The 11,830-nt window shown below is 65.5% G+C and carries 12 protein-coding genes and 1 pseudogene; 8 read left to right on the forward strand and 5 right to left on the reverse strand.

Features of this window, described 5'->3' with window-relative positions; genetic code table 11:
• The first annotated feature begins 57 nt into the window (after positions 1–57).
• Together G6N46_RS08055 and G6N46_RS08060 are read left to right on the forward strand one after the other, a co-directional pair.
• Positions 58–894: a RecB family exonuclease gene (locus G6N46_RS08055; RefSeq protein ID WP_061001621.1), complete on the forward strand. Its 837-nt coding sequence runs from the start codon at positions 58–60 to the stop codon at positions 892–894.
• Positions 891–1,682 (forward strand): thioesterase family protein, encoded by a 792-nt coding sequence (locus G6N46_RS08060; protein WP_138248707.1) that lies wholly within the window; start codon positions 891–893, stop codon positions 1,680–1,682. The genes G6N46_RS08055 and G6N46_RS08060 overlap by 4 nt, the downstream gene beginning before the upstream one ends.
• Before the next feature lie 10 nt (positions 1,683–1,692).
• Here the strand turns inward: G6N46_RS08060 and G6N46_RS08065 are convergent, their stop codons facing one another.
• Positions 1,693–2,343 (reverse strand): winged helix-turn-helix transcriptional regulator, encoded by a 651-nt coding sequence (locus G6N46_RS08065; protein ID WP_138248706.1) that lies wholly within the window; start codon positions 2,341–2,343, stop codon positions 1,693–1,695.
• A 61-nt stretch (positions 2,344–2,404) separates the two neighbouring features.
• On the opposite strand from G6N46_RS08065, the gene G6N46_RS08070 reads away from it, so the two are divergent.
• The gene (locus G6N46_RS08070; protein WP_138248705.1) at positions 2,405–3,976 is read left to right on the forward strand and encodes an MFS transporter; all 1,572 of its coding nucleotides are present in this window, start codon (positions 2,405–2,407) and stop codon (positions 3,974–3,976) included.
• A gap of 29 nt (positions 3,977–4,005) precedes the next feature.
• On the opposite strand, the gene G6N46_RS08075 is transcribed toward G6N46_RS08070, so the two are convergent.
• On the reverse strand, positions 4,006–4,764 hold the full coding sequence (locus G6N46_RS08075; RefSeq protein ID WP_138248704.1) for an SDR family oxidoreductase: 759 nt from the start codon (positions 4,762–4,764) through the stop codon (positions 4,006–4,008).
• 366 nt (positions 4,765–5,130) lie between these two features.
• Between G6N46_RS08075 and G6N46_RS08080 the strand changes: the two are divergent.
• Positions 5,131–6,353 (forward strand): annotated as a pseudogene (locus G6N46_RS08080) (IS110 family RNA-guided transposase).
• A 97-nt stretch (positions 6,354–6,450) separates the two neighbouring features.
• Here the strand turns inward: G6N46_RS08080 and G6N46_RS08085 are convergent.
• Positions 6,451–6,885, reverse strand: coding sequence for a cupin domain-containing protein (locus tag G6N46_RS08085; RefSeq protein ID WP_138248695.1), 435 nt, complete (start codon positions 6,883–6,885; stop codon positions 6,451–6,453).
• A 14-nt stretch (positions 6,886–6,899) separates the two neighbouring features.
• On the reverse strand, positions 6,900–7,412 hold the full coding sequence (locus tag G6N46_RS08090; protein WP_138248694.1) for a YkgB family protein: 513 nt from the start codon (positions 7,410–7,412) through the stop codon (positions 6,900–6,902).
• 331 nt (positions 7,413–7,743) lie between these two features.
• Between G6N46_RS08090 and G6N46_RS08095 the strand changes: the two genes are divergently transcribed.
• Positions 7,744–8,379, forward strand: coding sequence for a nitroreductase family protein (locus G6N46_RS08095; RefSeq protein WP_197746718.1), 636 nt, complete (start codon positions 7,744–7,746; stop codon positions 8,377–8,379).
• A 174-nt stretch (positions 8,380–8,553) separates the two neighbouring features.
• On the forward strand, positions 8,554–9,090 hold the full coding sequence (locus G6N46_RS08100; RefSeq protein WP_138248693.1) for a carboxymuconolactone decarboxylase family protein: 537 nt from the start codon (positions 8,554–8,556) through the stop codon (positions 9,088–9,090).
• A gap of 105 nt (positions 9,091–9,195) precedes the next feature.
• On the opposite strand, the gene G6N46_RS08105 is transcribed toward G6N46_RS08100, so the two are convergent.
• Positions 9,196–9,954, reverse strand: coding sequence for a TetR/AcrR family transcriptional regulator (locus tag G6N46_RS08105; RefSeq protein WP_064858425.1), 759 nt, complete (start codon positions 9,952–9,954; stop codon positions 9,196–9,198).
• Between the two features lie 458 nt (positions 9,955–10,412).
• On the opposite strand from G6N46_RS08105, the gene G6N46_RS08110 reads away from it, so the two are divergent.
• Together G6N46_RS08110 and G6N46_RS08115 are read left to right on the forward strand one after the other, a co-directional pair.
• Positions 10,413–10,859 (forward strand): TetR family transcriptional regulator C-terminal domain-containing protein, encoded by a 447-nt coding sequence (locus G6N46_RS08110; RefSeq protein ID WP_131808714.1) that lies wholly within the window; start codon positions 10,413–10,415, stop codon positions 10,857–10,859.
• A gap of 399 nt (positions 10,860–11,258) precedes the next feature.
• Positions 11,259–11,825, forward strand: coding sequence for a Hint domain-containing protein (locus tag G6N46_RS08115; protein WP_163692645.1), 567 nt, complete (start codon positions 11,259–11,261; stop codon positions 11,823–11,825).
• The last annotated feature ends 5 nt before the right edge of the window (positions 11,826–11,830 follow it).

Genomic DNA, 11,830 nt, shown 5'->3' on the forward strand with positions numbered 1-11,830 from the left:
CCGGGCGGACGGCCGGGGTTCGGCAACTTTGTCGTTGCCCCCACTTAAGCTGCTGGCATGACCACCCCCACTGCGCCCACCCGGCGGCCGGCGCTGTCGCCGTCGCGGGCCGGTGACTTCAAACAGTGTCCGCTGCTGTACCGGTTCCGGGCCATCGACCGGCTGCCCGAGCCACCGTCGACCGCGCAGCTGCGGGGCTCGGTGGTGCACGCCGCCTTGGAGCAGCTGTATGCGCTGCCGGCCACTGATCGTGTGCCGGAGACCGCGCTGTCCCTGGTGACACCGGCGTGGGACGCCGTGGTGGCGGAGAAGCCCGAGTTGGCCGAGGAGATCGCGCCCGAACTGCGGGAGACGCTGCTCAAAGAGGCGCGGGCCCTGCTGTCGGGCTACTACCGGCTCGAGGATCCGACACGCTTCGATCCGCAGAGCTGCGAACAACGCGTCGAGGTCGAGTTGTCCGACGGCACCCTGCTGCGCGGTTTCGTCGACCGGATCGACGTCGCGCCGACCGGTGAGCTCCGCGTGGTCGACTACAAGACCGGGAAGGCCCCGCCCGAAGCGCGGGCGCTGGCCGAGTTCAAGGCCATGTTCCAGATGAAGTTCTACGCGGTGGCGCTGCTCCGGCTGCGGGGCGTGGTACCCGCGCGGCTGCGGCTGCTGTACCTCGCCGACAGTCAGGTGCTGGACTACAGCCCTGATCTGGCCGAGTTGGAAAGGTTCGAGAAGACCCTGATGGCCATCTGGCACGCCATCCAGAAGTCGGGCGAGACCGGTGATTTCCGGCCCAACCCGTCCAAGCTGTGTTCGTGGTGCACGCACCAGGATCTGTGCCCCGCCTTCGGCGGCACTCCCCCGCCGTACCCCGGCTGGCCCGAGAACTTCGGGGCCGCATGATCGACTGTTACTACCGTCGGCTGGACGCCGACGGCGACCTGCAGCGCTTCGAATCGACCGAAGGCACCGGCAGCAACTGGGATGAGAGCATCCAGCACGGGTCGCCGCCGCTGGCATTGCTGACCAAGGCCATCGAAGAGCTGGCCGCCGGTAGCGGTATGCAGGTGGGCCGGCTGACCCTCGACATCCTCGGCGCCATTCCTGTTGCGCCCGTTGCGGTTCGGGCCTGGGTGTCGCGGCCCGGCTCGCGCATCTGCATGATGACCGCGGAGATGACGGCCGCGCAGCGCGACGGTTCCGAACGCGCGGTGGCCCGGATGTCGGCGTGGCTTCTTGCGGTGACCGACACGCGCGACGCGGTCCTCGATCGGTACCCGCCGATGCCCCGGTTGCCCGACACCGGTTTCCGGCATCACTGGCAGGGCCGGCCCGGCTATCTGGAGACCGTCACCTGGGTGCCGCAGCCCGACGACGCCAACGCGTCGGTGGTGTGGATGCGGCCGCTGATATCGCTGGTCGATGACGAGAAGACGACTGACCTGCAGCAGCTGGCGATGGTCGTCGATTCCGCGAATGGCGTTGGCGCGGCGCTGGATCCGAACGAATTCATGTTCATGAACACCGACACCACGGTGCACCTGCACCGCGCCCCCGTCTGCCCGGAGTTCTGTCTCCGGGCCCGCGGCTCGATCGGCCCCGACGGCCTCGGCTCGACGACGGCCGAGCTGTTCGACGAACAGGGCTTCTTCGGGACGTCAGCGCAGACGCTGTTGGTCCAGCGGCGCTGACGTCCCGCGATCACTTCGCGACGTCGACGGCGGACGTGGGCGCCTCGAAGAAGACGCGCAACGCCGCGAGGTCGCCGGTGATGTCGACGAGCGGGGCGACGTCGTCAAGGGCGAGCAAGCCTGCCGCGAGCCCGAGAACGATCTGCGCCTCGGCCGTCAGCACGGCGTCGAGCTTGCGCCCGTCGGGCCAGCCCACGTCGATGCCGGCCTCGGCCGCGCTCAGTTGGACGGTCACACCGTCCACGACGATTCCCACCGTGGTCGGCCGATCACCGGGCACACGCGCGGACAACAAGGCCGGCAGCGCCAGCAGCAGCCCGTCGGCGCGGAAGGAATCGCCCTCCGGACCGCGGATCATCAACGGCGTCGACCAGCGGATCATGGCGTAGATCGGCTCCCGTAATTGGGCGCCCCAGTCAGTGAGGGCGTACGTGATCGCGTTGGCCTCGTCGGACAGGCGCCGTGCCACCACACCAGCCGATTCGAGATCGCGGAGCCGGTCGGTCAGCAGGTTCGTCGCGATCCCCGGCAGCCCCTCACGTAGCTCACCGAAGCGCGCCGGCCCGATCAGGAGCTGGCGGACGATCAGCAGGTTCCACCTGTCACCCACCACGTCCAATGCCCTGGCGAGTCCGCAGTACTGGCCGTAATCTTTACTCATCATCACTCACTTGATTTTTTAAAGTACACCTGATTATATCAACTACCGAGCGGAGGTTGCCATGACAATCCCAGACCGACAAAACGACCCGCGCCGCAAGGCGGGCATTCTGACTGCCGTCTACGTAGCAGTCCTGGCCATCAATCTCGATGTGACGATCGTCAACGTCGCCTTGCCCAGCATCGCGACCCAACTGCACGCCGATACCCGCGGCCTGCAATGGGTCGTCGACGGCTACACCCTGACCTTCGCGGCCCTCGTCTTGGCAGCAGGCAGCTTGTCGGACCGCTACGGTCGCCGGCCGGCGCTGCTGATCGGCCTGCTCGGATTCGCTGTCACCAGTGGGATGGGCGCACTGGCCACCAGCACCGGGTCCCTCGTCGCGGCGCGGTTCGGCATGGGAGTTTTCGCCGCGCTGATCTTCCCCACCACCCTGTCGATCATCACCAACACCTTCTCTGACCGACGCCAACGTGCCGCGGCACTGGGCGGCTGGGGCGCGGTGGTCGGCGTCGGTGTCGCCGCCGGCCCGGTCACGGGAGGCCTTCTGCTCGAACACTTCTCGTGGAGCAGCGTCTTCTGGGCACTCATCCCGTTGGCCCTGCTGGCAGTGGTTCTCGGGTTTTTCCTCGTCCCGGAATCACGCGACCCGGGCGTGCCACCGCTCGACATCCGGGGCTTAGTCACCTCGACCGCATTGCTCGGAGTGCTCGTCTACACCATCATCGAAGCCCCTGCCCGAGGCTGGCACAACCCCGCGACACTGTTCGGCTTCGTCGCCGCGGCAGCGCTGACGCTGGCTTTCGTGACGATCGAGCAGTCAGCAGAGCACCCCATGCTCGATGTCCGGTTGTTCACCGACCGCAGATTCAGCGCCGCCAGCGCGTCGGTGGCCGTCACCTTCTTCGCGTTGTCCGGCTTCATCTTTCTGATCACGCAGTACTTTCAGGTGCTGCGCGGGTTCAGCCCTTTCTCGACCGGCGCCCGCATCCTGCCCGTCGCCGGCTCCATCGCGATCGGTTCCATCGCCGGCGGCTTGCTCGCCCCACGCGTCGGCACCCGCGCCGTGGCGGTCAGCGGACTGGCGTCCTTCGGCACTGCGATGGCCTGGATTGCCGGGAGCATCGACACCGACACCCTCTATTGGGCCACCATCGTTGCGCAGATGGTGCTCATGGGCCTGGGCATCGGCCTGGTCTCCACTCCCGCAACAGAATCCATCATGCTCGTGCTGCCGCCGGCCCGGGCCGGTATCGGTTCGGCGGTCAACGACGCCACGCGCGAGCTGGGTGCCACACTCGGCGTGGCCATCGTCGGCTCACTCTTTTCCTCGATCTTCAGTGCCCGCCTCGCCGACAGCGCATTCGCCGCAACCGGAAAGGCCAGCGAGGCCGGCGACTCCGTACCGACCGCGTTCGGCATCGCCGCCGCGCACCCCGAACTCCTTGTCGCCGTGCAACATTCGTTCCTCAGCGGCATCACCACGGCGTGCACGGTCGTCGCGGCACTGTGCTACGCGGCGGCTGCCGCCGGTGTCATTGCGCTACCCGGCCGACGGTTTCAGCCGCCGGCCGTCGCGACGGGCACCGCACACGAGCCGGATTCACGCGCTCCGGTGGCACAGCAGGCATAGGTTGCCGATCTCCTTTCCACCGCCCGGGTCTAGCAGTGGCGAACGGAGTTCGCGGCGAGCCAGTCGGCGAAGCGTGTCGTGCAGATGGTGGCATTGCCGCCTGGCGCGAGCGAGAGATCATCGATCACTGCCCCGAAGTACGGCGCGCGGGCGTCGGTCACGATCCGGCGAGGATCGCCGGCCGCCGCGAGACCCGTGCGGACAAAGTCGTCCATCCCAATCGCTTCCGGACCGACAACCTCCACCACCCCGTTGGTGGGGCTGCCAACAGCGGCACCGGCCACGGCGGCCGCCACATCGTCGGCGGCGATCGGGCGAAACGCGGCGTGCGGCAAGGTCACAACGTCCCCATCGGTGGCCGAGTCGGCCAGGCCGCCCACGAATTCGTAGAACGGCGTAGCGCGAACGATCGAGTACGGCTGGCCGGAATCCTGGATCCGGTTTTCCTGGGCTCCTTTGGCAGTGTTGTAGCCGCTATCGGGCGTCGTGTGCGCTCCGACGACCGACAGGGCCACGTGGTGCCCAACACCGACTTCACGTTCGGCGGCCAGGAGATTCGTGGTCGTTGTGGTGAAGTAATGCATCACCGCCTCGTCTTCGAACAACGGTGAGTCGGAGACATCGACGACGACGTCCGCGCCCGCCAGCGCACCGGTGAGACCCTCTCCGGTGAGTGCGTCGACACCCGACCGGCGGGACGCGGCAACCACATCGTGCCCCTGCGCGGTGAGGATGGTCGATACCTTGGCGCCGATGAGCCCACGGCCGCCGATGACAACAATTTTCATGATCGTCCTAATCGTTTAGTAGGGATGGATTACCGGTCCTGATGACCGGGGTTTGTTCCTGACGGGGTCTGTTGCCAGGTGATGCCTGATGTGTCCCGTCGTTCGACGACTTACGAAAGAACGGCGCGCCTGGCAGCAGACCCTGTTCGGTGGTGGTGGGATTCCGTTGCCCGAGCCTGCCGCAGGGTTGACTTCCCGATGATGGTTCCCGAGCTTTGAGCTCTTCGATAGAACGAAGTCCTGCGGTGCGCTGGAGTCACGGACGGCTAGTGAGATGACGGACCTTTGAGTCCCACGATTAGGGCGCCGCGTGAGTCCACCGGTAACGGCACGACCACAGATCGAAGGAGTGAGACAACATTGGGTTTGTATTGCGGAATCGATTGGGCCACAGCCCATCACGATGTCGCGGTGATCAACGATGAGGGCAAGGTGGTGGCCCGCGGCCGGGTCAACAACGACGCCGCCGGGTTCACCGCCCTGCTGGCCCTGCTGGCCGAGGTCGGTGACAGCGCTGAGCATCCGATCCCGGTCGGTATCGAAACCGACCGCGGCCTGTTCGTGGCAGCGCTGCGGGAAACCGGCCGGGTGATCTACCCGATCAACCCGCTGGCCGCGTCCCGCTACCGGGCCCGGTACTCGGTGTCGGGCGCCAAATCCGATGCCACCGACGCGGTGCTGCTGGCCAACATCATCCGCACCGATCCCACCGCGCATCGCGCGTTGCCGGCCGATACCGAACTGGCCCAAGCGATCCGGGTCCTGGCCCGCGCCCAGCAGGACGCGGTGTGGGCCCGCGGGCAGGTCGGCAACCAGATCCGTGATCTGCTCAAAGAGTTCTACCCCGCCGCGCTGGTGGCGTTCGACGGCCTCGACGGCGGGCTGGCCCGCCCCGATGCCCGGGCCATCCTGACCGCGGCGCCGACCCGGCCCAGGCCGCCAAGCTGACCCCCGCCAGGTTGCGCCGGCTGCTGATCAAAGCTGGCCGCCAGCGCTACCTCGACCGCGACGTGACACGCCTGCGTGAGGTGTTCGGCGACACCTACCTGCACCAGCCGGCGGTGGTGGAAAACGCGATGGGCATTCACCTGACGGCGCTGCTGGGCCAGTTCGACGCGGCCTGCGCCGCGACCGATGCGTTGACCGAGGCGGCGACCGCCCATTTTGATCAGCACCCGGACGCCGCGATCATCACCAGCTTCCCCGGGCTGGGGATGCTCGCCGGTGCCCGGGTGCTCGCCGAGATCGGTGATGACCGCACCCGGTTCCCCGACGCCCGCGGCTTGAAAGCGTTCGCCGGATCGGCGCCGATCACACGAGCCAGCGGCAAGAAAACCGTTGTCCTGCACCGTCATATCAAAAACCGGCGACTCAACGCCGTCGGGCCGATCTGGGCCCTGGCCTCGCTGCGCGCCTCCCCAGGAGCCCGCCGGCACTTCGACGCCCGCCGCGCCGCCGGAGACTGGAACCACCAAGCCCAACGGCACCTGTTCAACAAATTCCTCGGCCAACTGCATCACTGCCTGCACACCGGCCAGCTCTACAACGAACATCAAGCGTTTCCACCTCCACTCCCGGCCGCGGCTTGACTTTTAACTTCGTGAGATGTCTTTCGAATTGCGTTGTTTTGTGACATTTTTCGAGTCCTTGAGCCGGCGTCGCGGGACCGGCGGGCCGCCGTCCATCTCAGTTCATGGCGGCATCGTCGGTGCTGAGGGGACCGTCTCCCGTATCGACCAGGAACACCGCGAGAAGTTCGGCAGGCTCTGTGGCACTGGCATTTTCACTGATGATGTGATGGGCACCGGGAGTCTCACGCCATGCTTCACCGGCGTGGTAGACCCGTGCCGGTTCGCCTTCGACCTGGCTACGAATCGCGCCGGAAATCACGTACGCCATGATGAATGCCGATCTGGCGTGGTGATGGGCGGCGCTCTTGCCGCCCGGCGGGTAACTGACGGTCACCGCCTGCATCGATTTGCCGTCGGCGTTTGTCGGCTCGTTGAAAACAGCACGCACGACAGGCTCCTGCGCCGAATTCGATGGCGCCGGCTGCGCATTGGATACGGGTACGAGCGTCGCAGCTGCGAGCAAGGTGGCGAGCAGTGTCTTCACGGCCATTCTGGCTGACCCCCTCACTCGGCCGAACGCGCGGTGCCATGGACGACCGCGCCGATGGAATCGGCCAGCGTCAAGACCGAAACACCGATCAGCACAACGTCTTTGATGAGGAACTGGCCGGTCATCGACAGCAGCGGAAATCCGCCCTCTGACGACTCACCCACACCGGGAGTCGTGAACAGGAAAGACAGGGTACTTGCGAAGAGCAGCACCGCCACCGCACTTCCGAACGCAGAGAGTGCGGGGAACCAGGGCTTGGCAATGATCAGCAGTGCCGTGGCGATCTCCAGCACTCCCAACATCGTCGAGAACGTCTCCACGCTGAACACGGTGTAGAGCCAGCCCATGAACGGGCTGTTGGCCACGAGCGGTTCGATGTTGTGCGCCTCATAGGGGTAGAACTTGCAGATTCCGATCCAGCCGATGACCAGCGCAAGCCCGTAGCGGGCCAATATCCAACCGGTCGATTTCACCGCCGGCTCAGCGTTCCGCAGTACGGCTGGGAGGGTGTTCGCTTTGACCGTCATGTTCCTGGCTGCCTTCCGTAGTGATCCTGTGCTGCGCGAGTTGTGCAACACCAGCAGTAACGGACTATATAGTCCTTTCTATTCCTGTGGTCGCACTTCTCTCACCTCGACACAGACCGCCTGCTTCAACGACGTCCCGCACCCGAAGCGGAACCTCTTACGGTTTTAGCCACGTTGTTCAACTCGCAACGGCACACCAGCCCGCCATGCGATGTTGCCAAGAAATCGCCTCGCGATTTGAGGCATAAAAGGACTATATAGTCCGTTATTCTCACTGCATGGGCGCGCTGCGCCGCGACAACCATCCACCCCTCGCCGGTAAGGAATCACCGTGACCAATGACCTGACCATGACCAATGCCGTGATCGAGAGCCTCGTGAGCCGCAGTACCACCAGCCACTACGATCCGGGATTCACCTTGACCGACGACCAGATCGCCAACCTGGTACGGATCGCGACCACGGCGCCGACGTCGTTCCACCTGCAGAACTGGCGTTTCATCGCCGTACGAACGCCGGAGGCCAAGGCCCGGCTGCGGCCCATCGCGTGGGACCAGCCCAAGATCACCGCTGCGGCCGTCACCTTCATCATCTGCGGTCAGTTGCCCGATCACGCGACGGTGCCCGAGCGCCTGGCCCCCGTTGTGGAAGCAGGCATCATGCCCGCCGAGGCTGTGCCGCAGTGGGAGGAATCGGCGCGTGGCTTGTACGCCGGCCATCCGCAGCGTCAGCGTGACGAAGCGGTGCGCACAGGCTCGATCGGCGCAACCGCCTTGATCTATGCGGCCAACGCACTGAGCCTGGGTTCGACGCCGATCATCGGGTTCGACGCGGAGGCAGTCACGCGCGAATTCGCGTTGGCCGCGGACGAGGTGCCGGTCATGTTGGTCGCGGTCGGGGCGAAGCAACCCCAGAACTGGCCGCAGAAGCCACGACGTGCGGTCAGCGATCTCTTGACATTCGTTTAGCGACTGCGATCAGGCGCGCGGAGTCGCCGACCATCCCGCCGAAGGCACCCATACAAAACCGTTGGCGCCGAACACTTCCCGTGCCACTGACGCTCAGGAGGCCAGCACAGTCGACCACCACAGTTATTGCACCACCCCAACCAACCCGTTCCCCCATGTCCGAAAGGAACCACGATGACTCACTTCACCCCCATCGAACCCGAGGCAGCTTCCGGCAAGACCGCCGAACTCCTGACCCAGGTGCAGAAATCGCTGGGCGCGACCCCCAACATGACGAAAGCCATGGCACACAGCCCGACGCTCCTCAAGAGCTACCTCGCGCTGTTTTCCGCGGTGGGCACCGGCACGTTGTCCGCGGCCGTTCGCGCCCGTCTGGCAATCGCCACCGCGCAGCTCAACGGATGCGAATACTGCCTGTCATCGCACACTTACATCGGCGCCAGCGTCACCAAGGTCGACGCGGCCGAGCTCGAGAGCGCCCGGAAAGGACAATCCGCGGACCCGCATGTGGACGCATTGCTCAAACTGTCGAACAGCATCGCCGAGAACGCCGGTGATATCGACGAAGCCGACATCACCGCAGCCCTCGAGGCTGGCGTGACCGAGTCGGAAATCGGCGAACTGGTGGCCAACCTCGCGCTGAACACGATGACGAACTACTTCAACGTCATGGCGCGCGTCGACAACGATTGGCCGGTCGTGGCGCTCTGACCCGACAGCACTCGACCCGCAGATGAGCCGCAGGGCCTGCCGCCAGTCGGTGGCGGGCCCTGCGTCTGGCCGCGATGGAGCGCTTCGGTTTTCAGTGTCGGCGACTCAGCCCCTGGCCGCGGCAGTACCGCCCGATCCAGATGTGCGCACCCGGCGGGCCGCCGTCGATTTGTGCGACTTGGCTGACGAGTCGGACGCCTCACGCGCAGCCCCACGTCCGGCCGGCCGGTCTGCGGCAGCTTCGGTCAGACTTTCGATGTGGGCCAGCGCCATGTCGAGCGCGGTGGCCATCGGAGCCACGTCATGCTCGGCTTGAGCCAGCAGATACCCACCCTGCAGTGCCGCCATCAGCCCCGTGGCCAACGCGTCGGGGTCAGCATCGGACGGCAGGACGCCGTCCTCGATCATGCGCCGAAAACCGTTCGCCAGCAGTCCTTCCCAATTCGCGAAGTGTTGCGACAGCGACGTTCTGGCCTGGTCGTCTTGATCCGCAACTTCGATGACCAGGTTGCCCAGGGCACAGCCATAGGCACCGTCTTGCAGAGCGGCGCCCTGAATGAGGGCGTCGCGCCATCGCCGCAGGCCACTCATCGATTTCAATCGCGCCAAGCGTTGTCCTTCACGCTCCAGGACCTGCTCGCCGCGCAGCGCGACCACTGCGCGCACCAATTCCGGCTTACCGCCCGGAAAATGCTTGTACAGCTGAGACTTACTGGTGCCCGTCGCCGCCCGCACGTCGTCGAGAGTGACGGCGTTGACGCCGCGGACGTACATGAGTTCTGCGGCGGACGCGATCATCCGTGCGCGGGTCGCCTCTCCGCGGGCAGTTGTCCGCCGCGGCGTCTGCTGCTCACCGCTGGTCATCGGCGAAAGACTACCGGCTCAACTGACGACGTCGGCGCAGCTGGTCGGCACCTCGCAGACGTGTCTCGAGAACACGATCCCAGCCGCGTCATGCTCTTCACCGTCACCACAGCTCCTGCCCTAGCCACGAGACCGGCGTAACTGCGACCTGTGCGGTATGCGCTCACGACTTGCCGGCTTCCTACCAGAGTAGCTCCGTCGGATGGACGGTGAGGTCCGCAAGAAGAATACCGTTCCGCTCAAGGCGTCACTTTTTCGACAGGCGACATAGCAGTTGTCGACGGTGGTGTCGCAGCACCGATCCACACATAAGGGACTATATAGTCCTTTTATGAGAGCGATCACTTGCCCGGGCGCTGCGCGCCGGTCCCACGTCACGAGGACATGGACGAAACCGCGAAGTCGGGAACACTACGGCATAGAAGTTTGAAACCAGCTGTTCGCCAGTGCATTTCACCATGGACGACTCTGCGGCGCCAGACCCGAATGACCTGGTCCGAGCATTACTGAGTGCTCAGAGCCGGCAATTATCTGTGGTCACCAGCGTCTCGTGCTTCGACGTGTGGCGCGACAGCCTGGTCGAAGGGAGCAGACAATCGGGCGACCCACCCGGCGGGGCATTGGGGGTGTTGATCGCACTGCTGGCCGATCGGAACGAGAGCATCCGCACAGCGGCCACAAGCTACTTCTCCGGATGGCGCCGACTACTCGCCACGACGATGCGACGGCTGCAGGAACGTGGCCGGCTACGCGCTGACGCCGACCCCGAAGCCCTCGCCACCGGTCTCGTCGCGGGAGTCCAGGGCGGCTACCTCCGGGTAAAAGCGAGCGGCGATCCCCATCACCTGGTCATGGCAATCGAGATGGCCCTGGAGCGCATCCGATCCTTCGCCGACCAGGGGTGACCCCGCGCCGGGGCATTCCTGGAGCGTTGCATCGGACCTGCCCTCGCCGGTTTCAAGTTCCGACGGCCGCCGCGCCCGATCGATCCTGTGCGCTAGATCACCGACGGACGGCATTCGGTTTCGGGGCCGGCTCCCGACTACACCTGCAGAACGTGTCCGACATTGCCGACGGATATCAGAACTGGTGTATTCAGGGGAATCGTCGTGGTGAACTTCGTACCGGGTGAACGGTCGTGGTGGCGTCGTAGCCGTTGGTGGCGGGTACCGGTGGCGTTGATGGTCACCATCGTGCTTTCCCTCTGCGGGATACTGTGGCTGGCCGGCATCGATCGCCCACGTTCAGAGCAACACGCAGGTGCGCCGCGCGCGCAGCAATTCGCCGACAGCCCGGCAGCGGTCATGGCTGCCGAGTCACTGACAACCCCACTGACACAGCATGTTCCGTGCGCGGGCCAATCCTTCGGCCCGGACACGCTGGTCCTGATGGCCAATGGCACCAAACGCCCCATCGCGGAACTCAAGGTCGGCGATCGGGTGTGGTCAGTCGACCCGGAAACCGGTCGCACCAGCGGTCAGCCGGTGGAGGCGGTCCTGGTCAACCACGACACCGACCTGCTCGACCTCACGATCACCAACGCCGCCGATGTCACTTCGGTGGTACACACCACCGCCAAGCATCCCTTCTACAGCGCGGCCCGGGCGCAGACAGAGCCGTCCGAGGTCTCCGAGCTGGCCGCCACCACTGGCGGAGCCATTCGGCCGGGAGCCGAATGGATTGACGCGAAAGACCTGCGTCCCGGTGATCGGTTGACCACCCCGTTCCGGGACAGCGTCGCGCAGGTCGCAGGTAGCACTTCGGTATTCGGCACGGCCGACATGTGGGATCTGACGGTCGCGAACACCCACGTCTTCTTCGTCGCGACCGTGACCGCGGCGGTTCTGGTCCACAACTGCACCACGCAGTAGGCACG

This window comes from Mycolicibacterium phocaicum, assembly GCF_010731115.1.
GTDB lineage: Bacteria > Actinomycetota > Actinomycetes > Mycobacteriales > Mycobacteriaceae > Mycobacterium > Mycobacterium phocaicum.